Raw genomic sequence first — 20,498 nt, forward strand, 5'->3', positions numbered from 1 at the left:
CCGGGCGACAACCTGAAGTTCGAGGTGGAGCTGATCGCCCCGATCGCGATGGAAGAGAAGCTGCGCTTCGCCATCCGCGAAGGCGGCCGCACCGTCGGCGCAGGCGTCGTCTCGAAAATCATCGCCTAGATCGCGGCTTGCAATAGGAACGGGCGGGCTGTAGAAGCCCGCCCTCCGACCAACGAAACAGAACCTCTCGGGTGGGTGCCATTGCTCAGGCCGATGTTCTAAAAGGAAAACAGTGATGCAAGGTCAGACCATCCGCATCCGCTTGAAAGCGTTCGACTACCGCGTGCTGGATGCCAGCACCCAGGAGATCGTGAACACCGCCAAGCGGACGGGCGCCCAGGTGCGCGGCCCGATTCCCCTGCCGAACAAGATCGAGAAGTTCACGGTTCTCCGTGGTCCGCACATCGACAAGAAGTCGCGTGACCAGTGGGAGATCCGCACGCACAAGCGTCTTCTCGACATCGTCGATCCCACCCCGCAGACGGTGGACGCGCTGATGAAGCTCGACCTCGCCGCCGGCGTGGATGTCGAGATCAAGGTTTGAGGAGGGCAGATCGATGCGCTCTGGAGTGATCGCAAAGAAGCTGGGAATGACCCGGCTGTTCCTCGAGGATGGCAAGCAGGTTCCGGTGACGGTCCTGCAACTGGACAGCCTGCAGGTCGTGGCGCAGCGCACCGTCGAAAAGGACGGCTATACCGCCGTCCAGCTGGGCGCGGGCGTTGCCAAGGCCAAGCGGACGAGTGCCGCGCAGCGCGGGCATTTCGCCAAGGCCAATGTGGCGCCGAAGCGCAAGATCGCGGAATTCCGCGTCTCGCCGGATTGCCTGATCGATGTGGGGGCGGAAATCACCGCCGACCATTATCTCGCCGGTCAGTACGTCGATGTGGCCGGCACCTCGATCGGGAAGGGCTTTGCCGGCGCGATGAAGCGGCACAACTTCGGCGGTCTGCGCGCCAGTCACGGCGTGTCGATCAGCCATCGCTCGCACGGTTCGACCGGCCAGTGCCAGGACCCCGGCAAGGTGTTCAAGGGCAAGAAGATGGCTGGCCATCTGGGTGCGGTTCGCGTGACCACGCAGAACCTGCAGGTGGTGCGCACCGATGCCGAGCGCGGTCTGATCATGATCAAGGGCGCTGTGCCCGGGTCCAAGGGTGGCTGGGTCACGATCAAGGATGCCGTCAAGAAGCCCGCGCTGAAGGACGCGCCGCGTCCGGCCGCGATCCGCACCGCTGCCGCTGCTCCGGCCGCCGAAGTTGCCGCCGAAGGGGGTGAAGCATGAAACTTGATGTGATCAAGCTGGACGGCAAGAAGGCCGGCTCGATCGAGCTGGACGAGGCGCTGTTCGGCCTCGAGCCGCGCGCCGACATCCTGCACCGCGTGGTGCGCTGGCAGCGGGCCAAGGCCCAGGCCGGCACGCATTCGACGCTGGGCAAGTCGGACGTCTCCTACTCGACGAAGAAGATCTATCGCCAGAAGGGCACCGGGGGCGCACGCCACGGTTCGAAGAAGGCGCCGATCTTCCGTCATGGTGGCGTCTACAAGGGCCCGACCCCGCGCAGCCACGCCCATGATCTGCCGAAGAAGGTTCGCGCCCTCGGGCTGCGGCACGCACTGTCGGCCAAGGCCAAGGCGGGTGAGCTGGTGATTCTGGACGCGGCTACCCTGGCCGAGGCCAAGACCGCCCAACTGGCCAAGATGAAGGCGGAACTCGGCTGGAAGCGCGTCCTGATCATCGACGGCGCTTCGGTCGATGCGAACTTCGCTCTGGCCGCCCGCAACCTGGAGGGCGTGGACGTCCTGCCGACCATCGGCGCGAACGTCTACGACATCCTGAAGCGTGATACGCTGGTCATCACCAAGGCCGGTGTCGAAGCCCTGGAGGCGCGTCTGAAATGAGCAAGGCACCCAAGACCGCTGCGGCCCTGAAGCCGGAGCACTACGACCTGATCCAGAAGCCGGTCATCACCGAAAAGGCCACCATGGCCTCCGAGGCAGGTGCCGTGGTGTTTCAGGTCGCCATGGATGCGACCAAGCCCCAGATCAAGGAAGCGGTCGAAGCCGTTTTCGGGGTCAAGGTGAAGGCGGTGAACACCACCATCACCAAGGGCAAGGTCAAGCGCTTCCGCGGTCGTCCCGGCGAGCGGAGCGATCGCAAGAAGGCCTATGTCACGCTGGAAGACGGTCAGACTATCGACGTCACCACCGGCCTCTGATAATAGGCGCGCGACTCACGGCGGCCCCGGGAAGACCGGGGCCGTCATGTTTCGCTAAATCGGGGATCTTCGGAGCCCTTCACCGCCGGGTGGCGACACCCGTGCAAGCAAACGGAAGACAGGAAACATGGCACTCAAGTCGTATAAACCGACGACGCCTGGCCAGCGCGGGCTGGTTCTGATCGACCGTTCGGAGCTGTGGAAAGGCCGTCCGGTCAAAGCCCTTACCGAAGGGCTGATCGGCACCGGCGGCCGGAACAACCTCGGACGGGTCACCATGCGTCACCAGGGCGGGGGGGCCAAGCGCCTTTACCGCGTGGTCGATTTCAAGCGTCGCAAGTTCGACGTTCCCGCGACGGTTGAGCGTATCGAATACGATCCCAATCGCACCGCGTTCATCGCCTTGGTCAAGTATGCCGATGGCGAGCTGTCCTATATCCTGGCGCCACAGCGTCTGGCCGTTGGCGACCAGGTCATCGCCGGCGCCAAGACCGACGTCAAGCCGGGCAACGCGATGCCGTTCAGCGGCATGCCGATCGGGACGATCGTTCACAACGTCGAGCTGAAGCCCGGCAAGGGTGGGCAGCTGGCCCGTGCGGCGGGCACCTATGCGCAGTTCGTCGGCCGCGACGGAGCCTATGCCCAGATTCGCCTGTCTTCGGGTGAACTGCGCATGGTCCGTCAGGAATGCATGGCCACCATCGGTGCCGTGTCGAACCCCGACAACTCGAACCAGAACTTCGGGAAAGCAGGGCGCATGCGCCACAAGGGCATTCGCCCGACGGTCCGCGGTGTCGCGATGAACCCGATCGACCACCCGCATGGCGGCGGCGAAGGCCGGACCTCGGGCGGTCGTCACCCGGTCACTCCCTGGGGCAAGGGCACCAAGGGCAACAAGACGCGCAAGCCGAAGGCTTCGGACAAGCTCATCGTCCGGTCGCGTCACGCCAGGAAGAAAGGGCGTTAATCCATGGCACGTTCCGTCTGGAAAGGCCCGTTCGTCGACGGCTATCTGCTGAAGAAGGCAGAGAAGGCGAAGGCATCGGGCAAGGGCGAGGTGATCAAGATCTGGTCGCGCCGCTCCACCATCCTGCCGCAGTTCGTCGGTCTGACCTTCGGCGTTTACAACGGCAAGAAGCACATTCCCGTGCTCGTCACCGAGGAAATGATCGGCCAGAAATTCGGCGAATATTCGCCGACGCGGACCTACTATGGTCACGCCGCCGACAAGAAAGCGAAGAGGAAGTAAGCCATGGGTGCGGAAAAGAACCCCCGCCGCGTGGCGGACAACGAAGCGATGGCCGTGCTGCGCATGCTGCGCACGTCGCCGCAGAAACTGAACCTGGTTGCCGGCATGATCCGCGGCAAGAAGGTAGACAAGGCACTGGCTGACCTCACCTTCTCCAAGCGCCGCATCGCGGGTGACGTGAAGAAGTGTCTGCAGTCGGCGATCGCCAACGCAGAGAACAACCACAACCTCGACGTGGACAATCTGATCGTGGCGGAAGCCTGGGTCGGCAAGAACCTGGTGATGAAGCGGGGCCGTCCGCGGGCGCGTGGCCGGTTCGGCAAGATCATGAAGCCGTTCTCGGAAATCACCATCAAGGTCCGTCAAGCCGGGGAGACCGCGTAATGGGACAGAAGGTTAACCCGATCGGGATGCGCCTGCAGGTCAACCGCACCTGGGACAGCCGCTGGTTCGCCGAGTCGAAAGACTACGGCAATTTGCTGCTGGAAGACCTGAAGATGCGCGATTTCATCCATCAGGAGCTCAAGCAGGCGGGCATCAGCCGCGTGATCATCGAGCGTCCGCACAAGAAGTGCCGTGTGACCATTCACAGCGCGCGTCCGGGCGTGATCATCGGCAAGAAGGGTGCTGACATCGAGACGCTGCGCAAGAAGCTGTCGCAGTTCACCAAGTCGGAGCTGCACCTGAACATCGTCGAGGTCCGCAAGCCGGAGCTCGACGCCCAGCTGGTGGCCGAATCGATCGCTCAGCAGATGGAACGCCGCGTCTCCTTCCGCCGCGCGATGAAGCGCGGCGTGCAGAACGCGATGCGGATGGGCGCGCTTGGCATCCGGGTCAACGTGTCGGGCCGCCTCGGCGGGGCCGAGATTGCCCGGACCGAATGGTATCGCGAAGGCCGCGTGCCGCTGCATACCCTGCGCGCCGACATCGACTATGCGCTGAGCGAAGCCCAGACCCCCTATGGCGTCATCGGCGTCAAGGTCTGGATCTTCAAGGGCGAGATCCTGGAACACGATCCGCAGGCGCATGACCGTCGTCTGGCCGAATCCGCCGACGGTCCGGCTCCGCGCGGTCCGCGCCGCGAACGGGCGTAAGGAGTAGAGAAGATGCTGCAACCCAAGCGCACCAAGTATCGCAAGATGCACAAGGGCCGCATCCATGGCGAAGCCAAGGGTGGGTTCCTGATCAACTTCGGCTCCTTCGCCCTCAAGGCAACCGAGCCCGAGCGCGTCACCGCGCGGCAGATCGAGGCGGCCCGCCGCGCGATTACCCGCCACATGAAGCGCCAGGGCCGGGTCTGGATCCGGATCTTCCCGGACGTTCCGGTGTCGGCGAAGCCCGTCGAGGTCCGGATGGGTTCGGGCAAGGGTTCGACCGACTATTGGGCCTGCAAGGTCAAGCCGGGCCGGATCATGTTCGAGATCGACGGTGTGAACGAGGAGACAGCACGCGAGGCGCTGCGTCTCGGCGCGATGAAGCTGCCGGTCAAGACCCGCGTCGTCGCGAAGGAAGACTGGTAAGGATCGGTGCGCTGTAGCGCACCCTGCGATCATGGCCCCCGCTGGAAACGGCGGGGGCTTTTTCATCGAACGGCCACCCCGCGCCTCTCCTCCCCTCGTGCGGGGGGAGGAGGGAGGGGGGCACCCGCGAGGACAGTATGCCCGACATCACCTCCCTTTTCGTCACCCGCCTCTACCGCGCGAAACTGAACGAACTCGCCAAGAAGAAGGTTGATTACGACGAGTTGCGCATCACCTGCGAAACCATCGCCGAGGATGACGAGGCGGGCCAGGAGTGGTGCGAGGCGAACGGCTATCCCGGCTATACGTCCTATGCCTCGCTGAATGATCTGGCGTGGCGGATGCCGATCTTCGCCGATCTGGAAAAGGCGCTCGACCGCCACGTCGCCGCCTTCTGCGCCGACCTCGGCTTCGACCTGGGCGACCGCAAGCTGAAATGCAACTCCCTCTGGATCAACATCCTGCCCGAAGGCGGCACCCACGCCAGCCACATCCACCCGCATTCGGTGATCTCGGGCACGACCTATGTCGCGATGCCGGAGGGGACCTCTGCGCTGAAGCTGGAGGATCCGCGCCTGCCGATGATGATGCTGGCCCCCGTGCCGCTGAAAACCGCACCGCAGGAATTGCAGCGGTTCGTCTATGTGAAGCCCGCGGTGGGCGAGGTTCTCCTCTGGGAAAGCTGGCTGCGCCACGAGGTGCCGATGAACATGTCCGAGGAGGAGCGGATCTCGGTCAGCTTCAACTATGGGTGGGCGTGAAGGCGGGATTGTAAGGTGTGCTCCAGCGCACCGTCCGCCGGTGTGCTGGAGCACACCCTACGATTGCCCTTGCCCCCTGCCGACTTCCCCCCTATACGGGCGCATCTGCGATTCCCGGGGGCGACTCGGGCGTCGCGGATTGTCATTGATCCGCCAGGCGATCAGTTACCCTGACCCAGGGGCTGACTGGCGATTGTGAAAAGGAAAGGCCGGCATGAAAGCCGAAGAACTGCGTTCGAAGACGCCGGACCAGCTGCGCGACAGCCTGATCCAGCTGAAGAAGGAAGCCTTCAACCTGCGCTTCCAGCAAGCGACCAACCAGCTTGAGAACACCGCCCGCATGCGTGCCGTCCGCCGCGACGTTGCCCGCATCAAGACCGTTCTCAACCAAAAAGCCGCTGAAGCTGCGAAGTAAGGGGTAAAGTCATGCCGAAACGCATCCTGCAAGGCGTCGTCACCTCGGACAAGAACGAGCAGACGATCACCGTTCTCGTGGAACGCCGCTTCAAGCACCCGCTGCTGCAGAAGACCGTCCGCAAGTCGAAGAAATACCGGGCGCATGACCCGGAGAACAAGTTCAAGGTCGGCGACGTGGTCCGCATCGAGGAATGCGCGCCGATCTCGAAGACGAAACGCTGGACCGTGGTGACCGACGCTACCGCGTAAGTCGCTCCGGTCCCGAACGAAACCCCAGGGCGCGTCCCTGAAGGTCGGGAGACTGAAAAAATGATCCAGATGCAGACGAATCTGGATGTCGCTGACAACTCCGGCGCGCGCCGGGTGCAGTGCATCAAGGTTCTTGGCGGTTCGCACCGCCGTTATGCTTCCGTGGGCGACATCATCGTGGTGTCGGTCAAGGAGGCGATTCCGAAGGGCCGCGTGAAGAAGGGCGACGTCCGCAAGGCCGTCGTCGTGCGCACCGCCAAGGAAGTCCGCCGTGAAGACGGCACCTCGATCCGTTTCGATCGCAACGCCGCCGTCATCCTGAACAACCAGGGCGAACCGGTCGGCACCCGTATCTTCGGGCCGGTCGTGCGCGAGCTGCGGGCCAAGAATTTCATGAAGATCATCTCGCTGGCTCCGGAGGTGCTCTGATGGCTGCCAAGCTGAAGAAGGGTGACACGGTCGTCGTGCTTACCGGCAAGGACAAAGGCAAGACCGGCGAGATTTCGGCTGTCTTCCCGAAGGAAAACAAGGCCATCGTGGAAGGTGTGAACATCGCCATCCGGCACACGAAGCAATCGGCGGCGTCGCAGGGCGGCCGGCTGCCGAAGGCGATGCCGATCGACCTGTCGAACCTGGCGATCGTGGACAAGAACGGCAAACCGACCCGCGTCGGCTTCCGCATGGAAGGTGACAAGAAGGTCCGTTATGCCAAGACAACCGGGGAGGTGATCTGATGCTGGATGCAGCGAAATACACGCCCCGCCTGAAAGCCGTCTATTCGGACAAGATCCGCGCGGCGATGAAGTCGGAATTCGGCTACAAGAACGACATGCAGATCCCGAAGCTGGACAAGATCGTCCTGAACATGGGGGTCGGTGAGGCGGTCAAGGACACCAAGAAGGTGAAGCAGGCCGCCGAAGAGCTGTCGCAGATCGCTGGTCAGAAGGCCGTGATCACCAAGGCCAAGAAGTCGATCGCCGGCTTCCGGGTCCGCGAGGACATGCCGATCGGCTGCAAGGTCACGCTGCGCGGCGACCGGATGTACGAATTCCTCGACCGGCTCATCAACGTGGCGCTGCCCCGCGTCCGCGACTTTCGCGGCGTCAAGGGCAACAGCTTCGATGGTCGCGGCAACTATGCCATGGGCCTGAAAGAGCACATCGTGTTCCCCGAGATCAACTTCGACAAGGTCGATGAGGTTCTGGGGATGGACATCATCATCTGCACCACCGCGAAAACCGACGCGGAAGCCAAGGCGTTGTTGAAGCATTTCAACATGCCCTTCACGTCGTAAGCCGCGAGGAACCTGAGATATGGCAAAGAAATCCATGGTGAACCGCGAAGTGAAGCGGGCGAAGCTGGTGAAGCAGCATGCTGCCAAGCGCGCCGCGCTGAAAGCGGTGATCAACGATCAGTCGAAGCCGATGGAAGAGCGTTTCAAGGCGACTCTGAAACTGGCCGAGATGCCCCGCAACTCGTCTGCGACGCGGATCCACAACCGCTGCCAGCTGACGGGCCGTCCTCATGCGTATTACCGCAAGCTCAAACTCAGCCGCATCATGCTGCGCGACCTGGCCTCGTTCGGCCGGATTCCCGGCATGGTCAAGTCCAGCTGGTAAGGGAGGCATCAGATGTCCATGAACGATCCTCTCGGCGATATGCTGACCCGTATCCGCAACGCCCAGATGCGCGGCAAGTCCACCGTGACGACCCCCGCCTCGACGCTGCGCGGTCGCGTGCTGGAAGTGCTGCTGTCCGAAGGCTACATCCGTGGCTACGAAAAGAACGACACGGCCAATGGCCAGGGCGAATTCGTCATCAGCCTGAAATACTACGAAGGCGAGCCCGTGATCCGCGAACTGAAGCGCGTGTCCAAGCCCGGCCGTCGTGTCTACATGGGTGTCAGCGAGCTTCCCTCGGTCCGGAACGGACTGGGCGTCGCCATCGTCTCGACCCCCAAGGGCGTTCTTTCGGATGCAAACGCACGCGCAGCCAATGTCGGCGGCGAAGTGCTTTGCACCGTGTTCTGAGGAGGGTTGCATGTCCCGTATCGGCAGAAAACCGGTTACGCTGGTCAAAGGCACCTCTGCCTCGATCAGCGGCCAGACCATCGAGGTGAAGGGCCCGAAGGGCACCCGTTCCTTTACTGCGGGCGACGATGTCACCATCACCATCGAGGGCGATGAGGTGAAGGTCACCCCGCGTGGCCTGTCCAAGCGTGCGCGTCAGCAGTGGGGGATGACCCGCTCGATGATCGAGAACCTGGTGACCGGTGTCTCGATCGGCTTCAGGAAAGAGATGGAAATCCAGGGCGTCGGCTACCGTGCCGCCGTTCAGGGTAACATCCTGAAACTGTCGCTCGGCTACAGCCACGAAGTGAATTTCGAAGTGCCGAAGGGGGTGACCGTCACTTCCTCGAAGCCGACCGAGATCATCGTGGAAGGCATCGACCAGCAACTGGTCGGCCAGGTCGCCGCTAACATCCGCGAGTGGAAGCGGCCGGAGCCCTACAAGGGCAAAGGCATCCGCTACAAGGACGAGTACATCTTCCGCAAGGAAGGCAAGAAGAAGTAAGGGTGGCGAAAATGGCTTTGAAAAAGAGAGAGCTGTTCCTCAAGCGCCGCCTGCGCGTCCGGAACAAGATCAAGGCGACCTCCCATGGCCGCCTGCGCCTGTCGGTGCACCGTTCTTCGAAGAACATCAGCGTCCAGCTGATCGACGACGTGAAGGGTGTGACCATTGCTTCGGCGTCGAGCCTGGAGAAAGAACTTGGCGTCGTCGGCAAGAACAACCTGGAAGCGTCGGCCAAGGTCGGCGCGGCGATTGCCGAGCGGGCAAAGAAGGCCGGTGTGGAAGAGTGCTACTTCGACCGTGGCGGCTTCCTGTTCCACGGCAAGATCAAGGCGCTTGCCGATGCCGCCCGCGAAGGCGGCCTGAAGTTCTGATCCCGTCCGCGCAGGCGGGCAGATTGAACAAGGCGGGCGGCATCCGTGCCGCCCCGATGATCCGGGTTCCCGGCCAGACCGGGGGCACCAGGATTGGCTGCAACGGCGCGAAGTGCGCCACCACGAAGGAATTGCCAGATGGCAGAACGTGAGAACCGCCGGGAGCGTCGTGACGACCGTCGCGACAACCGGCCAGAAGAAACCCCGGAATTCGCCGACCGTCTGGTCGCGATCAACCGCGTCTCGAAAACCGTCAAGGGTGGCAAGCGCTTCGGCTTTGCGGCCCTGGTGGTCGTTGGCGACCAGCGCGGCCGTGTCGGCTTTGGCAAGGGCAAGGCCAAGGAAGTGCCGGAAGCGATTCGCAAGGCGACCGAGCAGGCCAAGCGCAGCATGATCCGCGTGCCGCTGAAGGACAGCCGCACGCTGCATCACGACATGGAAGGCCGCCACGGTGCGGGCAAGGTGGTGATGCGTTCCGCTGTCGCCGGTACCGGGATCATCGCCGGCGGTCCGATGCGCGCCGTGTTCGAGATGCTTGGCGTGCAGGATGTCGTCGCCAAGTCGATCGGCAGCCAGAACCCCTACAACATGATCCGCGCCACCATCGACGGGCTCAAGCGCGAAGCTTCGCCCCGTTCGGTTGCGTCGCGTCGTGGCAAGAAGGTGGCCGAGATCCTTCGGAAGCCCGAAACTGATACCGTGGAGGCCTGAGCATGGCTGACAAGAAGAAAACCATCGTCGTGAAGCAGATCCGCTCGGCCGCCCGCCGTCCGGCCGTGCAGACCGCGACGCTCAAGGGCCTCGGCCTGAACAAGCTGAACCGCACCCGCGAGCTGGAGGACACCCCCTCGGTGCGCGGCATGGTGAACTCGATCAGCCACCTGGTCCAGATCATCGAAGAGCGCGGCTAAGGCCTGACGCTTCGGCGCAGGGTGGGCGATCCGCCCGCCGCCCGTTGAAATCAAGACGCCCTCGCGGACCTGCGGGGGCGTTTTCCGTTTGCGCGGATGGAAAGTGTGTTAACCTTTCTGGGAGGATTTCTCTGGAGGGGTTCTGATGTTGAGATTTCTGATCGCACTTGCTTTCGCGCTTTCGTCCGCTTTCGCGACCGCTGCCAACGCACATGGAGGAGGCTGCCGCAAGAGCTCTCCTCCGGGACAATGCTGTCATATGGACAATTCGCAAGGACGCGTGCACTGCCATTGATTGGTCTGGACTCGGGCGCGATGGAAAGTTGCTCCCCAGACGGATCAACCGAAACGCATTCCGGGTAATGCCGGGCTGCCAAGCTCCATCCGCGGGGCGCCCATTTCCTTCCGGCCACCTGCCCGGCAACGTCTGGCCCGAACGTTCGCAGGTCCAGCCCTGCCCCGTCTCTCAAGAAGTTAGCGCCGCACCAAGGCGACGACATATCCGACTGGAATCGTTCATCTCTTGCGGCACGGCTGGCGTGACCACCCCTTTCCCTTGCCATCCCGCTTGCCTTCCTGTAAGTGCCCCCGGTGGCCAAGTCCGGCCATGAGAATCAAGAAAAGCCGTGGGTGTCCCGTTTCGCTTCGGGGGCACATCCGGCAAGGAGAAGCGACATGAAACTGCATGAACTCGCCGACAATCCCGGCGCGGCCAAGAAGAAGAAGCGCGTGGCGCGTGGTCCGGGCTCGGGCAAGGGTAAGACCGCCGGGCGCGGGATCAAGGGCCAGAAGTCCCGGTCGGGCGTTGCTCTGGGGGGCTACGAAGGCGGCCAGATGCCGCTCTATCGCCGCCTGCCGAAGCGCGGCTTCAACAAGCCGAACAAGCTGCACTACGCGGTCGTGAACCTCGGGATGATCGAGAAGTTCATCGCCGCCGGCAAGCTGGACGCCAAGGCCGATATCACCGAGGACGCGCTGGTCGCGGCCGGAGTCACGTCGAACAAGCGCGACGGCATCCGCGTGCTGGCCAAGGGCGAGATCACGTCCAAGGTCAAGCTGGTCGTGACCGGCGCTTCGGCCTCGGCGGTGGCAGCGGTGGAAAAGGCGGGCGGCAGCGTCACGCTTCTGGCGCCGGTTGCGGCTGCGGCCGAATAGGGCCCCGGGCGCGGAGGCGATCAAATAGCCATTGTGAGCGGCCGGAAGGTCGCTTACATCAGCTTCCAGTTTTCCCGCGCCGCCAACCGGAGAACGGTCTGGCGGCGCTTGCCCTGAAAGAGACCCGACATGGCATCTGCTGCAGAGCAAATGGCCGCCAACCTCAGCTGGAGTGCGCTGGGCAAGGCAACCGACCTGCGCCAACGCATCTTCTTCACCATCGGCCTGCTGATCGTCTACCGGCTTGGCACTTATATTCCGGTGCCGGGAATCGACGGCCAGGCCCTGCGGGAGTTCATGTCCCAGGCGTCGCAGACAGTCGGGGGGATGCTGAACCTGTTCACCGGTGGCGCACTGGCCCGGATGGGGATCTTCGCGCTGGGGATCATGCCCTACATCAGCGCCTCGATCATCGTGCAGCTTCTGGCCACGATGTATGCGCCCTGGCAGCAGCTGCGCAAGGAGGGCGAACAGGGTCGGAAGAAGCTGAACCAGTACACCCGCTACGGCACGGTGGCGCTGGCGATCCTTCAGGGCTATGGCATTGCCATGTCGATCCAGGCAGGCGGGCTGGCCCATTCTCCGGGTCCGTTCTTTGTTGCCGCCTGTGTCATCACGTTGGTCGGCGGCACGATGTTCCTGATGTGGCTGGGCGAACAGATCACCGCACGCGGTATCGGCAACGGGATTTCTCTGATCATCTTTGTCGGTATCGTTGCGGAAATCCCCGCAGCCATTGCCCAGTTCCTTGCGCAGGGGCGGTCGGGCGCGCTGTCAACCCCGGTGATTCTGGGGATCCTTGTGATGGTTGTCGCCGTCATCACCTTCGTCGTCTTCATGGAACGCGCGCTGCGCAAGATCAGCATCCTTTACCCGCGCCGCCAGGTTGGGATGAAGGTCTACGAAGGTGGGTCGTCGCACCTGCCGATCAAGGTGAACCCCGCTGGGGTGATTCCGGCGATCTTCGCCTCGTCGATCCTGCTGCTGCCGACGACCGTCAGCACCTTCTCTGGCGGGGGGACAAATCCGGTTCTGTCCTGGCTGGCGGCGAATCTGGGCTACGGCCAGCCGCTGCATCTTCTGTTCCTGGCGGTGATGATCATCTTCTTCGCCTATTTCTACACCTTCAACGTGGCGTTCAAGGTGGACGATGTGGCCGAGAACCTGAAGAATCAGAACGCGTCGATCCCGGGTATCCGGCCGGGCAAGAAGACCGAGGACTACCTGGAATATGTGGTGAACCGCATCCTCGTGCTGGGGTCGGCCTATCTGGCTGCGGTCTGCCTCCTGCCCGAGGTGCTGATTGCCGAACTGGGGATCCCCTTCTATTTCGGCGGTACTTCGGTGCTGATCGTGGTCTCGGTCACGATGGACACGATCCAGCAGGTCCAGTCGCATCTGCTGGCGCACCAGTATGAGGCCCTGATCGAGAAATCGCAGCTGCGCGGCAAGAAGAAGACTGGCGCGCCCAAGGCTCCTGCACGGCGCTGATCCTATGGCGAACATCATCCTTCTGGGGCCGCCCGGCGCGGGCAAGGGAACGCAGGCAAAGCGGCTGGAACAGACGCGCGGCATGGTGCAGCTTTCGACTGGCGACATGCTGAAGGAAGCGATTGCCAAGGGCACCGAGCTGGGCAAGCGCGTTGAAGGCATCATGGCCCGGGGCGAGCTGGTGACGGACGAGATCGTGATCGGCCTGATCGAGGCGAAGCTGCACGAGGGCGCGAGAGGCGGTTTCATCTTCGACGGGTTTCCGCGCACGCTCCGACAGGCCGATGCGCTGGGTGAGCTCCTTCACCGGATGGGGCAGAAGCTTGATGCCGTGATCGAGATGCAGGTGGATGATGCGGCTTTGGTGGCGAGGGTCACCGGACGCTTCACCTGTGGCAACTGCGGTGCGGTCTATCATGATGTCACCCGCCCGACGAAGGTTGCAGGAACCTGCGACGTCTGCGGCAGCACGAACCTGAAGCGCCGGGCGGATGACAACGAGGAAACCCTCAAGACCCGACTGATGGAATATTACAAGAAGACGTCGCCCCTGATCGGTTACTATTACGCCAAGGGGCTGCTGTCTGCCGTTGATGGGCTGGCCGATGTGGGCCAGGTTGCCGATGCCATCGACCGGGTTCTTGACAAAACCTGAAGAATGTCATCCGTGCCCTTGACGGGCCGGGCAAAAGCCCCTAATGCACGGCGTCCCGCGGTGGAATCGCCTTGCGGGCCTTCCTGATTGGAAGTTCGGATCGTCGGGGCAACGCCCCTGGCGGAGTTGTGAAAAAAGGTTCTGGCATTACGGAACCGCAACAGAAAAGGACGATACGCGTGGCACGTATTGCTGGCGTCAACATTCCGACCGCGAAACGGGTTCCGATCGCGCTTACCTACATCACCGGGATCGGGCCGCACACCGCCGAAACCATCTGCGAGGCGCTGAACATCGACCGCGCCCGCCGGGTGAATCAGCTGACCGACGCCGAAGTGCTGGCGATCCGCGAATACATCGACGCCAACCTGACCGTCGAGGGCGATCTGCGCCGTGAGGTCAGCATGAATATCAAGCGTCTGATGGACCTCGGCTGCTACCGCGGACTGCGTCACCGCAAGGGCCTGCCGGTCCGCGGCCAGCGCACCCACACCAACGCCCGCACCCGCAAAGGCCCCGCGAAGGCCATTGCCGGCAAGAAGAAATAAGGGGGCTGAAAGATGGCACGCGATACCAAGGTCGTCCGCGGCAAGAAGAAAGAGCGCAAGAACATCGCCGCCGGCGTGGCGCATGTGAACTCTTCGTTCAACAACACCAAGATCCTGATCTCGGACGTGCAGGGCAACGCGATCTCGTGGTCTTCGTCGGGCACCATGGGCTTCAAGGGCAGCCGGAAGTCGACGCCCTACGCCGCCCAGATGGCTGCCGAGGATGCGGGTCGCAAGGCGCAGGAACACGGCGTCCGCACGCTTGAGGTCGAAGTGCAGGGCCCGGGTTCGGGCCGTGAATCGGCGCTGCGGGCGCTTGCGGCCGTGGGCTTCCAGATCACCTCGATCCGCGACGTGACCCCGCTGGCGCACAACGGCTGCCGCCCGCCGAAGCGTCGCCGCGTCTGAGACATTGTTTTCTGCCGGGCCGCGGGGAGCCATCTCCTCGCGGCCCGGTTTTCGTCGTTTACGATCCTCGGGCGTCCGCCGGCTTTCGGACATTGGCCACGGACAGGAATAGGGGCTTCAGAATGATCCACAAGAACTGGCAGGAACTCATCAAGCCGACGCAGCTTGTCGTGAAGCCGGGGGCCGATGCCGCGCGCACCGCCACCGTCATCGCCGAGCCGCTGGAGCGCGGGTTCGGCCTGACGCTGGGCAACGCGTTGCGCCGTGTGCTCATGTCGTCGCTGCAGGGCGCGGCCATCACCAGCGTGCAAATCGACAACGTCCTGCACGAGTTTTCCAGCGTGGCGGGCGTGCGCGAGGACGTGACAGACATAGTGCTGAACCTCAAGGGCGTCAGCCTGAAGATGGAGGTCGAGGGGCCGAAGCGGCTGACGATCTCGGCCAAGGGTCCGGGCGTGGTGACGGCTGGCGACATCTCGGAATCGAACGGCATCGAGATCCTGAACAAGGATCACGTCATCTGCCACCTGGACGACGGCGCCGACGTCTTCATGGAACTGACGGTCAACACCGGCAAGGGCTATGTCGCAGCCGACAAGAACCGCCCGGAAGATGCACCGATCGGCCTGATTCCGATCGACGCGATCTATTCGCCGGTCAAGAAGGTCAGCTACGAGGTCACACCCACCCGCGAGGGCCAGGTGCTGGACTATGACAAGCTGACGATGAAGGTTGAAACCGACGGTTCGCTGACGCCTGAGGACGCGGTGGCCTACGCCGCACGCATCCTGCAGGATCAGCTGTCGATCTTCGTCAACTTCGAGGAGCCGGAATCCGCCAAGGCTGGCGAGATCGACAGCGGCTTGGAGTTCAACCCGCTGCTGCTGAAGAAGGTGGACGAGCTGGAGCTTTCGGTGCGCTCGGCCAACTGCCTGAAGAACGACAACATCGTCTATATCGGTGACCTGATCCAGAAGACCGAAGCCGAGATGCTGCGCACCCCGAACTTCGGCCGCAAGTCGCTGAACGAGATCAAGGAAGTGCTGTCCAGCATGGGCCTGCACCTTGGCATGGATGTCGAGGACTGGCCGCCGGAGAACATCGAGGATCTGGCCAAGCGCTTCGAGGACCAGTTCTAAGGCATGGGTGCGCGGTAGCGCACCCTACGATGAATGCCCGGGAAGCCGGGGAAACCATGGGCAAGCCGCCCCAACGACGCCGCCCGCAACGCACGGGCGGCAACACAAAGCAAAACGCGACCATAGGAGACCGTCATGCGTCACGCCCGCGGCTATCGCCGCCTGAACCGCACTCACGAACACCGCAAGGCGCTGTTCGCCAACATGGCCGGCTCGCTGATCGAGCACGAGCAGATCAAGACCACCCTGCCCAAGGCCAAGGAGCTTCGTCCGATCATCGAGAAGCTGATCACGCTGGCCAAGCGCGGCGATCTGCATGCCCGCAGGCAGGCTGCGGCACAGCTGAAGCAGGACATGCACGTTTCCCGTCTGTTTGACGTTCTGGCGCCCCGCTACAAGGACCGTCAGGGGGGGTATGTCCGCATCCTGAAGGCTGGCTTCCGCTATGGCGACATGGCGCCGATGGCGATCATCGAGTTCGTCGATCGCGACACCACGGCCAAGGGTGCAGCCGATCGCGCCCGGGAAGAGGCTGCCGAGAGCTGATAGCCCCGCAGCCCGAATCCACCCGAAAGGCCCGCAGCGATGCGGGCCTTTTTGCTGCAAGCTCATGAAATTCGCCCCTTTTTGACCGCAATCCTGCAATACAGCTTGAACTGAAGCTGCGAGGGGACAAGATCAATTCACGGTAGAATCGTGCGAGTTGGGTTCGTGGCGCGACATGTCCGAGCGGAAGGCCATCACCATGCTGCTTGAGCAGCTCGATCAGCTTGCCCCGATGGGCTACACGGTCGGGCTGCACATCCGTTTTGCAACTCCGCTGATCTACAAGAGCTCCTATCCTCCTGCCTGGGTCGAACATTACAACAGCCACTCCTACTATCTCCGCGACCCCCTTGTGTTCTGGGGCGTGGGCGTCGAGGGCACCACGCGATGGAGCTCGATCCCGCTTCCCGATCCTTTCGGCGTGATGAAGAAGGCTGCCGCGCATGGCCTGAAGTTCGGCGCTGTATCTTCCTACGGACCGATCACCTCGCGTTCGATCGTCGGCATCAGCCGGTCGGATCGGGAGTTCGACGACGATGAACTTGCACGTCTGAAAGAGTTGACGATCAAGCTGCATATCGAGGCAAAGCCGCCCTCCGAACTGACGAAAGCGCAGATCGAGGCGCTGCAATGTCTTGCCAACGGGGACAGGCACGCAGCGGCGGCGGAAAAGCTTGGCATTACGGAAAGTGCCTTCAAGGCGCGGCTTCAGTCGGCGAAGGTCCGTCTGGAGGCCCGCACCACATCGGAGGCGATCCGGAAGGCACGGGAATATCGGCTGCTGTGACGGGTGCCGTCCCCTTCGAAGGGTTCTTGAACCAGAAGAAGGAGAGACGGAAATGCAAGCGATCACGTTGTCCTACGACAACCTGCACAACCACGGCGAGCTGTTCGCCAACATGTTCCGGGCAAGGCACCGGACCTTCATCCAGAACAACCGGTGGGATCTTCCCGAAGCGAACGGGATGGAGTTCGACCAGTATGACACGCCGGCCAGCCGCTGGGTTTGCGTCCACAAGGATGGCGAGGTTCTGGCCGGGGTCCGGCTGACGCCGACCACCCACAAATGCGGCATATATACCTACATGATCCGGGATGCGCAGCGTGGGCTGCTTGAAACCATCCCGCGGGATCTGATGAATTTCGAAGCACCCGTCGATCCGCACATCTGGGAATCCAGCCGCGTCTTCGTGTCGAACGATGTGCCCGCGGCCGATCGTCTGCGGGTGCAGATGCAGCTGATCCACGAGATGGTGATCTCGGCCCGTGCGTTGGGGGCCACGACGCTTCTGGGTATCATCCCGGAACATTCGCCGCGTCTTGCGCGCCGGGTTGGCCTTGACTGCATACCCTGCGGTCCGGTTTTCGATGCGGGCGGAACCCGGTCGGTCTGCGTGACGATCAGCATGGCCACGAAGCTGCACTAGGACGTGTCATGCGCTTGCACCGCCCGTCTCTGCCGCGCCGCCGACGGAACGCTGCAAAACCCAAGCCCTGCAGCCCCGAAAGGGTGCAGAAGCGCGCTGTCGTGACCGGAAGGTCCGTGCCATGATCCGCATGCTGTCAGCCCTGCTTCTGACCCTGGCGATCGCCGTTCCCGGCGCCACCGAGACGGTGGTGCCAACGGATCGTGCCGGGATTGCCCTGTCCTTTGCGCCCGTTGCGCGATCAAGCGCGCCGGCCGTGGTGAACATCTACGCCCGCCAGCTGGTGCAGGACCGCAGCAATCCCTTTGCAGGTGACCCCTTCTTCGACCAGTTCTTCCAGGGCATGGGAGGGCCGGCACGAGTGGAAAACTCGCTGGGTTCGGGTGTCATCGTCTCGGCCGACGGCATCGTGGTTTCGAACCATCATGTCGTGGCAGACGCTACCGACATCCGCGTGGTGCTGGCCGACCGCCGGGAATACGCGGCACAGGTGCTGCTGGACGATCCGCAAAGCGATCTGGCCGTGCTGAAGGTGCAGGCCGACGAGCCGCTGCCGGCGCTGGCCATCGGCGACAGCGACGCGCTTCAGGTCGGCGATCTGGTGCTGGCGATCGGCAATCCCTTCGGCGTGGGCCAGACAGTCAGTTCCGGCATCATCTCGGGGCTGGCGCGGTCGGCCCTGCAGGTGGGCGACGGCACCGGCTATTTCGTGCAGACCGATGCGCCGATCAACCCCGGCAATTCCGGCGGCGCACTGGTCGACATGGCGGGGCGGCTGGTGGGGATCAACACCGCTATCCTGACCAAGGACGGCGGGTCGAACGGGATCGGCTTTGCCGTGCCGTCAAACCTGGTCGCGGTGGTGGTGGCCCAGGCCGAGGCGGGAGCGAAGCGGTTCACCCGCCCCTGGGCGGGCATGCAGGCGCAAGAGGTCGATGGCTCGCTGGCCGAGGCCCTGGGGCTGGACCGGCCGCTTGGAGTGATGATTACCCGGCTTCACCCGCAAAGTCCCTTTGCCGCGGCAGGTCTGATGGACGGTGATGTCGTGCTGTCGCTCGGCCGGGCGCCGGTGAACACGCCGCAGGAGTTCATGTATCGTCTTGCCGTGCTGGGCCCCGGTCCGCAGCCGGTAACCTATGTCCATGACGGCGCGCAGGTCGAGGCCGAGGTGACCCTCGCGCCTGCGCCCGAAGATCCGCCGCGGGATACGCTGACCGTGACCGAGGATGTGATCCTGCGCGGGGCAACGCTGGCGCGGATCAACCCGGCCGTGATCGCCGAAATGAACCTGCCGCTGGATGCGACCGGGGTGGTGGTGCTTGGGGTCCGCGATTTTGCCCGCGAGGTCGGCCTGCAGCCGGGCGACATCCTGGTCGGGATCAACGGGTATGGGGTCACCACCCCTGCCGATGCGCTGGATCTGGCCCGCGAAGCCACGCGCCGCTGGCAGATTGACCTGATCCGCCAGGGCCAGCCCCTGCGCCTGCGCTTCCGGCTTTAGTCCGGCTTCGCGCCCGGGTAAGGTGGCGGGATGGCCGACCTTTTCGACATGCCCTCCACCCGTCCTGACAGTGGCCCGCGCCCGCTGGCCGATCGCTTGCGGCCGAAGGCGTTGGCCGAGGTGATCGGACAGGAAAAGGTTCTGTCCCGTGACGGTCCCCTGGGGGCGATGCTGGCCGCAGGATCACTGTCCTCACTCATCCTCTGGGGGCCGCCCGGGGTGGGCAAGACGACCATCGCCCGCCTGCTGGCCGATGAAACCGACCTGCATTTCGTCCAGATCAGCGCGATCTTCACCGGGGTGCCAGAGCTGCGCAAGGTGTTCGAGGCCGCGAAGCTGCGCCGCCAGAATGGCCAGGGCACCCTTCTGTTCGTGGACGAGATCCATCGGTTCAACAAGGCGCAGCAAGACAGCTTCCTGCCACATATGGAAGACGGCACGATCCTGCTTGTCGGGGCCACCACGGAAAACCCCAGCTTCGAGCTGAATGCGGCGCTTCTGTCCCGCGCTCAGGTGATCGTGCTGGAACGTCTTTCCCTGTCCGATCTGGAGCGCCTGGCACAACGGGCCGAGAAAGAGCTTGGACGCCCCCTGCCGTTGAGGGGCGATGCGCGCGAGGCTTTGCTGGAAATGGCCGATGGCGACGGGCGGGGGCTGCTGAACCTGATCGAACAGGTCGCTGCCTGGAAGGTGGACATGCCGCTTGACCGTGAGCAGCTGGCGCAACGACTGATGCGGCGGGCGGCGAAATACGACAAGTCGGGCGACGAACATTACAACCTGATCTCGGCCCTGCACAAATCGGTCCGCGGCAGCGACCCGGATGCCGCGTTGTACTGGTTCGCGCGCATGCTGGAGGGGGGCGAGGATCCCCGCTTCCTTGCCCGCCGCATCACCCGCATGGCGGTTGAGGACATCGGGCTGGCCGACCCACAGGCACAGGCGGTGTGTCTGGACAGCTGGCAGACCTATGAGCGGCTGGGCAGCCCGGAAGGCGAACTCGCGCTGGCGCAGGCGGTGGTCTATCTGGCGCTGGCTCCCAAGTCGAACGCGGTCTATGTCGCCTACAAGGCCGCCCGCGCGGCGGCACGGGACACCGGCAGCCTGATGCCGCCGAAGCACATCCTGAACGCGCCGACCCGCATGATGAAGGATCAGGGCTATGGCGCGGGCTATGCCTATGACCATGATGCCGAGGATGGGTTCTCTGGCCAGAACTACTTCCCCGAAGGCATGAAGCGGCCGGTCTGGTATCTGCCGCCCGAACGCGGTTTCGAGCGCGAGCTGAAGAAGCGCGTGGACTATTTCGCAAAGCTGCGGGCAAAACGGCAGCAGGGATAGCGCCGATCGCCG

Annotated in this window: 33 protein-coding genes; all 33 read left to right on the forward strand. The window is 63.4% G+C overall.

Translation table 11 applies throughout. The features are described 5' to 3' along the window. On the forward strand, window positions 1–129 hold a 129-nt coding region (locus EYB42_RS08755), incomplete at its 5' end, for an EF-Tu C-terminal domain-related protein (RefSeq protein WP_449342966.1). A gap of 115 nt (window positions 130–244) precedes the next feature. Then, entirely contained in the window at window positions 245–553 is a 309-nt protein-coding gene (rpsJ, locus tag EYB42_RS08760) for a 30S ribosomal protein S10 (RefSeq protein WP_023666234.1), read from the forward strand. Between the two features lie 13 nt (window positions 554–566). Next, window positions 567–1,289, forward strand: coding sequence for a 50S ribosomal protein L3 (gene rplC / locus EYB42_RS08765; RefSeq protein ID WP_135449728.1), 723 nt, complete (start codon window positions 567–569; stop codon window positions 1,287–1,289). Further along, a complete protein-coding gene (gene rplD, locus EYB42_RS08770; protein WP_135449730.1) occupies window positions 1,286–1,906 on the forward strand; it encodes a 50S ribosomal protein L4 in 621 nt (206 codons plus the stop codon). Before rplC ends, rplD begins: the two co-directional genes overlap by 4 nt. Then, window positions 1,903–2,223 carry a 50S ribosomal protein L23 gene (locus EYB42_RS08775; protein WP_135449732.1) on the forward strand — a complete coding sequence of 107 codons (321 nt, stop codon included), beginning with the start codon at window positions 1,903–1,905 and terminating at the stop codon, window positions 2,221–2,223. The genes rplD and EYB42_RS08775 overlap by 4 nt, the downstream gene beginning before the upstream one ends. Window positions 2,224–2,350: 127 nt before the next feature. Then, window positions 2,351–3,190, forward strand: a complete 840-nt coding sequence (gene rplB / locus EYB42_RS08780; protein ID WP_135449733.1) for a 50S ribosomal protein L2 — start codon at window positions 2,351–2,353, stop codon at window positions 3,188–3,190. A 3-nt stretch (window positions 3,191–3,193) separates the two neighbouring features. Then, window positions 3,194–3,472, forward strand: a complete 279-nt coding sequence (rpsS, locus tag EYB42_RS08785; RefSeq protein ID WP_135449734.1) for a 30S ribosomal protein S19 — start codon at window positions 3,194–3,196, stop codon at window positions 3,470–3,472. Window positions 3,473–3,475: 3 nt separating this feature from the next. Continuing rightward, on the forward strand, window positions 3,476–3,856 hold the full coding sequence (rplV, locus tag EYB42_RS08790) for a 50S ribosomal protein L22 (protein ID WP_135449735.1): 381 nt from the start codon (window positions 3,476–3,478) through the stop codon (window positions 3,854–3,856). After that, window positions 3,856–4,566 carry a 30S ribosomal protein S3 gene (rpsC, locus tag EYB42_RS08795; RefSeq protein WP_135449736.1) on the forward strand — a complete coding sequence of 237 codons (711 nt, stop codon included), beginning with the start codon at window positions 3,856–3,858 and terminating at the stop codon, window positions 4,564–4,566. The genes rplV and rpsC overlap by 1 nt, the downstream gene beginning before the upstream one ends. Before the next feature lie 12 nt (window positions 4,567–4,578). After that, window positions 4,579–4,992, forward strand: a complete 414-nt coding sequence (rplP, locus tag EYB42_RS08800) for a 50S ribosomal protein L16 (RefSeq protein ID WP_135449737.1) — start codon at window positions 4,579–4,581, stop codon at window positions 4,990–4,992. A gap of 137 nt (window positions 4,993–5,129) precedes the next feature. Further along, on the forward strand, window positions 5,130–5,753 hold the full coding sequence (locus EYB42_RS08805; RefSeq protein WP_135449738.1) for a TIGR02466 family protein: 624 nt from the start codon (window positions 5,130–5,132) through the stop codon (window positions 5,751–5,753). A gap of 214 nt (window positions 5,754–5,967) precedes the next feature. Next, the gene (gene rpmC, locus EYB42_RS08810) at window positions 5,968–6,168 is read left to right on the forward strand and encodes a 50S ribosomal protein L29 (RefSeq protein ID WP_128515231.1); all 201 of its coding nucleotides are present in this window, start codon (window positions 5,968–5,970) and stop codon (window positions 6,166–6,168) included. Between the two features lie 11 nt (window positions 6,169–6,179). After that, complete coding sequence (rpsQ, locus tag EYB42_RS08815) at window positions 6,180–6,419, forward strand: 30S ribosomal protein S17 (protein WP_135449739.1); 240 nt, start codon at window positions 6,180–6,182, stop codon at window positions 6,417–6,419. 60 nt (window positions 6,420–6,479) lie between these two features. Beyond that, window positions 6,480–6,848, forward strand: coding sequence for a 50S ribosomal protein L14 (gene rplN, locus EYB42_RS08820; RefSeq protein WP_023666245.1), 369 nt, complete (start codon window positions 6,480–6,482; stop codon window positions 6,846–6,848). Continuing rightward, on the forward strand, window positions 6,848–7,153 hold the full coding sequence (gene rplX / locus EYB42_RS08825; RefSeq protein WP_135449740.1) for a 50S ribosomal protein L24: 306 nt from the start codon (window positions 6,848–6,850) through the stop codon (window positions 7,151–7,153). Before rplN ends, rplX begins: the two co-directional genes overlap by 1 nt. Beyond that, window positions 7,153–7,713, forward strand: coding sequence for a 50S ribosomal protein L5 (gene rplE / locus EYB42_RS08830; RefSeq protein ID WP_135449741.1), 561 nt, complete (start codon window positions 7,153–7,155; stop codon window positions 7,711–7,713). The genes rplX and rplE overlap by 1 nt, the downstream gene beginning before the upstream one ends. A gap of 19 nt (window positions 7,714–7,732) precedes the next feature. Next, window positions 7,733–8,038 carry a 30S ribosomal protein S14 gene (gene rpsN / locus EYB42_RS08835; RefSeq protein ID WP_135449742.1) on the forward strand — a complete coding sequence of 102 codons (306 nt, stop codon included), beginning with the start codon at window positions 7,733–7,735 and terminating at the stop codon, window positions 8,036–8,038. 12 nt (window positions 8,039–8,050) lie between these two features. Next, the gene (rpsH, locus tag EYB42_RS08840) at window positions 8,051–8,449 is read left to right on the forward strand and encodes a 30S ribosomal protein S8 (protein ID WP_135449743.1); all 399 of its coding nucleotides are present in this window, start codon (window positions 8,051–8,053) and stop codon (window positions 8,447–8,449) included. A 10-nt stretch (window positions 8,450–8,459) separates the two neighbouring features. Further along, window positions 8,460–8,993, forward strand: coding sequence for a 50S ribosomal protein L6 (rplF, locus tag EYB42_RS08845; RefSeq protein ID WP_135449744.1), 534 nt, complete (start codon window positions 8,460–8,462; stop codon window positions 8,991–8,993). Between the two features lie 11 nt (window positions 8,994–9,004). Then, complete coding sequence (gene rplR, locus EYB42_RS08850) at window positions 9,005–9,364, forward strand: 50S ribosomal protein L18 (RefSeq protein ID WP_135449866.1); 360 nt, start codon at window positions 9,005–9,007, stop codon at window positions 9,362–9,364. A 138-nt stretch (window positions 9,365–9,502) separates the two neighbouring features. Beyond that, window positions 9,503–10,075, forward strand: coding sequence for a 30S ribosomal protein S5 (rpsE, locus tag EYB42_RS08855; protein WP_135449745.1), 573 nt, complete (start codon window positions 9,503–9,505; stop codon window positions 10,073–10,075). 2 nt (window positions 10,076–10,077) lie between these two features. Then, window positions 10,078–10,275 carry a 50S ribosomal protein L30 gene (rpmD, locus tag EYB42_RS08860; RefSeq protein WP_135449746.1) on the forward strand — a complete coding sequence of 66 codons (198 nt, stop codon included), beginning with the start codon at window positions 10,078–10,080 and terminating at the stop codon, window positions 10,273–10,275. A 675-nt stretch (window positions 10,276–10,950) separates the two neighbouring features. Continuing rightward, window positions 10,951–11,430 (forward strand): 50S ribosomal protein L15, encoded by a 480-nt coding sequence (gene rplO, locus EYB42_RS08865; protein WP_135449747.1) that lies wholly within the window; start codon window positions 10,951–10,953, stop codon window positions 11,428–11,430. Window positions 11,431–11,559: 129 nt separating this feature from the next. Next, entirely contained in the window at window positions 11,560–12,921 is a 1,362-nt protein-coding gene (secY, locus tag EYB42_RS08870; protein WP_135449748.1) for a preprotein translocase subunit SecY, read from the forward strand. Window positions 12,922–12,925: 4 nt separating this feature from the next. Continuing rightward, window positions 12,926–13,576 carry an adenylate kinase gene (locus tag EYB42_RS08875; protein WP_135449749.1) on the forward strand — a complete coding sequence of 217 codons (651 nt, stop codon included), beginning with the start codon at window positions 12,926–12,928 and terminating at the stop codon, window positions 13,574–13,576. A gap of 179 nt (window positions 13,577–13,755) precedes the next feature. Then, a complete protein-coding gene (rpsM, locus tag EYB42_RS08880) occupies window positions 13,756–14,124 on the forward strand; it encodes a 30S ribosomal protein S13 (RefSeq protein WP_135449750.1) in 369 nt (122 codons plus the stop codon). 12 nt (window positions 14,125–14,136) lie between these two features. Continuing rightward, on the forward strand, window positions 14,137–14,532 hold the full coding sequence (gene rpsK, locus EYB42_RS08885) for a 30S ribosomal protein S11 (RefSeq protein WP_135449751.1): 396 nt from the start codon (window positions 14,137–14,139) through the stop codon (window positions 14,530–14,532). A gap of 122 nt (window positions 14,533–14,654) precedes the next feature. After that, window positions 14,655–15,671, forward strand: a complete 1,017-nt coding sequence (locus tag EYB42_RS08890; RefSeq protein ID WP_135449752.1) for a DNA-directed RNA polymerase subunit alpha — start codon at window positions 14,655–14,657, stop codon at window positions 15,669–15,671. Between the two features lie 135 nt (window positions 15,672–15,806). Beyond that, window positions 15,807–16,217, forward strand: coding sequence for a 50S ribosomal protein L17 (rplQ, locus tag EYB42_RS08895; protein WP_135449753.1), 411 nt, complete (start codon window positions 15,807–15,809; stop codon window positions 16,215–16,217). Between the two features lie 175 nt (window positions 16,218–16,392). Then, window positions 16,393–17,004 (forward strand): helix-turn-helix transcriptional regulator, encoded by a 612-nt coding sequence (locus tag EYB42_RS08900; RefSeq protein ID WP_135449754.1) that lies wholly within the window; start codon window positions 16,393–16,395, stop codon window positions 17,002–17,004. A gap of 52 nt (window positions 17,005–17,056) precedes the next feature. Next, window positions 17,057–17,644, forward strand: coding sequence for an acyl-homoserine-lactone synthase (locus tag EYB42_RS08905; protein ID WP_135449755.1), 588 nt, complete (start codon window positions 17,057–17,059; stop codon window positions 17,642–17,644). A 121-nt stretch (window positions 17,645–17,765) separates the two neighbouring features. Then, complete coding sequence (locus tag EYB42_RS08910; RefSeq protein ID WP_135449756.1) at window positions 17,766–19,145, forward strand: trypsin-like peptidase domain-containing protein; 1,380 nt, start codon at window positions 17,766–17,768, stop codon at window positions 19,143–19,145. Between the two features lie 30 nt (window positions 19,146–19,175). Next, the gene (locus EYB42_RS08915) at window positions 19,176–20,486 is read left to right on the forward strand and encodes a replication-associated recombination protein A (protein WP_135449757.1); all 1,311 of its coding nucleotides are present in this window, start codon (window positions 19,176–19,178) and stop codon (window positions 20,484–20,486) included. Window positions 20,487–20,498 lie beyond the last annotated feature (12 nt).

It is taken from the genome of Tabrizicola caldifontis, from assembly GCF_004762095.1.
GTDB lineage: Bacteria > Pseudomonadota > Alphaproteobacteria > Rhodobacterales > Rhodobacteraceae > Tabrizicola > Tabrizicola caldifontis.

Bases quoted from the DNA above. Each gene is read 5' to 3' on its own strand.
- rpsJ (WP_023666234.1), top strand. From the start codon at position 245: ATGCAAGGTCAGACCATCCGCATCCGCTTGAAAGCGTTCGACTACCGC.
- rplC (WP_135449728.1), top strand. From the start codon at position 567: ATGCGCTCTGGAGTGATCGCAAAGAAGCTGGGAATGACCCGGCTGTTC.
- rplD (WP_135449730.1), top strand. From the start codon at position 1,286: ATGAAACTTGATGTGATCAAGCTGGACGGCAAGAAGGCCGGCTCGATC.
- EYB42_RS08775 (WP_135449732.1), top strand. From the start codon at position 1,903: ATGAGCAAGGCACCCAAGACCGCTGCGGCCCTGAAGCCGGAGCACTAC.
- rplB (WP_135449733.1), top strand. From the start codon at position 2,351: ATGGCACTCAAGTCGTATAAACCGACGACGCCTGGCCAGCGCGGGCTG.
- rpsS (WP_135449734.1), top strand. From the start codon at position 3,194: ATGGCACGTTCCGTCTGGAAAGGCCCGTTCGTCGACGGCTATCTGCTG.
- rplV (WP_135449735.1), top strand. From the start codon at position 3,476: ATGGGTGCGGAAAAGAACCCCCGCCGCGTGGCGGACAACGAAGCGATG.
- rpsC (WP_135449736.1), top strand. From the start codon at position 3,856: ATGGGACAGAAGGTTAACCCGATCGGGATGCGCCTGCAGGTCAACCGC.
- rplP (WP_135449737.1), top strand. From the start codon at position 4,579: ATGCTGCAACCCAAGCGCACCAAGTATCGCAAGATGCACAAGGGCCGC.
- EYB42_RS08805 (WP_135449738.1), top strand. From the start codon at position 5,130: ATGCCCGACATCACCTCCCTTTTCGTCACCCGCCTCTACCGCGCGAAA.
- rpmC (WP_128515231.1), top strand. From the start codon at position 5,968: ATGAAAGCCGAAGAACTGCGTTCGAAGACGCCGGACCAGCTGCGCGAC.
- rpsQ (WP_135449739.1), top strand. From the start codon at position 6,180: ATGCCGAAACGCATCCTGCAAGGCGTCGTCACCTCGGACAAGAACGAG.
- rplN (WP_023666245.1), top strand. From the start codon at position 6,480: ATGATCCAGATGCAGACGAATCTGGATGTCGCTGACAACTCCGGCGCG.
- rplX (WP_135449740.1), top strand. From the start codon at position 6,848: ATGGCTGCCAAGCTGAAGAAGGGTGACACGGTCGTCGTGCTTACCGGC.
- rplE (WP_135449741.1), top strand. From the start codon at position 7,153: ATGCTGGATGCAGCGAAATACACGCCCCGCCTGAAAGCCGTCTATTCG.
- rpsN (WP_135449742.1), top strand. From the start codon at position 7,733: ATGGCAAAGAAATCCATGGTGAACCGCGAAGTGAAGCGGGCGAAGCTG.
- rpsH (WP_135449743.1), top strand. From the start codon at position 8,051: ATGTCCATGAACGATCCTCTCGGCGATATGCTGACCCGTATCCGCAAC.
- rplF (WP_135449744.1), top strand. From the start codon at position 8,460: ATGTCCCGTATCGGCAGAAAACCGGTTACGCTGGTCAAAGGCACCTCT.
- rplR (WP_135449866.1), top strand. From the start codon at position 9,005: ATGGCTTTGAAAAAGAGAGAGCTGTTCCTCAAGCGCCGCCTGCGCGTC.
- rpsE (WP_135449745.1), top strand. From the start codon at position 9,503: ATGGCAGAACGTGAGAACCGCCGGGAGCGTCGTGACGACCGTCGCGAC.
- rpmD (WP_135449746.1), top strand. From the start codon at position 10,078: ATGGCTGACAAGAAGAAAACCATCGTCGTGAAGCAGATCCGCTCGGCC.
- rplO (WP_135449747.1), top strand. From the start codon at position 10,951: ATGAAACTGCATGAACTCGCCGACAATCCCGGCGCGGCCAAGAAGAAG.
- secY (WP_135449748.1), top strand. From the start codon at position 11,560: ATGGCATCTGCTGCAGAGCAAATGGCCGCCAACCTCAGCTGGAGTGCG.
- EYB42_RS08875 (WP_135449749.1), top strand. From the start codon at position 12,926: ATGGCGAACATCATCCTTCTGGGGCCGCCCGGCGCGGGCAAGGGAACG.
- rpsK (WP_135449751.1), top strand. From the start codon at position 14,137: ATGGCACGCGATACCAAGGTCGTCCGCGGCAAGAAGAAAGAGCGCAAG.
- EYB42_RS08890 (WP_135449752.1), top strand. From the start codon at position 14,655: ATGATCCACAAGAACTGGCAGGAACTCATCAAGCCGACGCAGCTTGTC.
- rplQ (WP_135449753.1), top strand. From the start codon at position 15,807: ATGCGTCACGCCCGCGGCTATCGCCGCCTGAACCGCACTCACGAACAC.
- EYB42_RS08900 (WP_135449754.1), top strand. From the start codon at position 16,393: ATGTCCGAGCGGAAGGCCATCACCATGCTGCTTGAGCAGCTCGATCAG.
- EYB42_RS08905 (WP_135449755.1), top strand. From the start codon at position 17,057: ATGCAAGCGATCACGTTGTCCTACGACAACCTGCACAACCACGGCGAG.
- EYB42_RS08910 (WP_135449756.1), top strand. From the start codon at position 17,766: ATGATCCGCATGCTGTCAGCCCTGCTTCTGACCCTGGCGATCGCCGTT.
- EYB42_RS08915 (WP_135449757.1), top strand. From the start codon at position 19,176: ATGGCCGACCTTTTCGACATGCCCTCCACCCGTCCTGACAGTGGCCCG.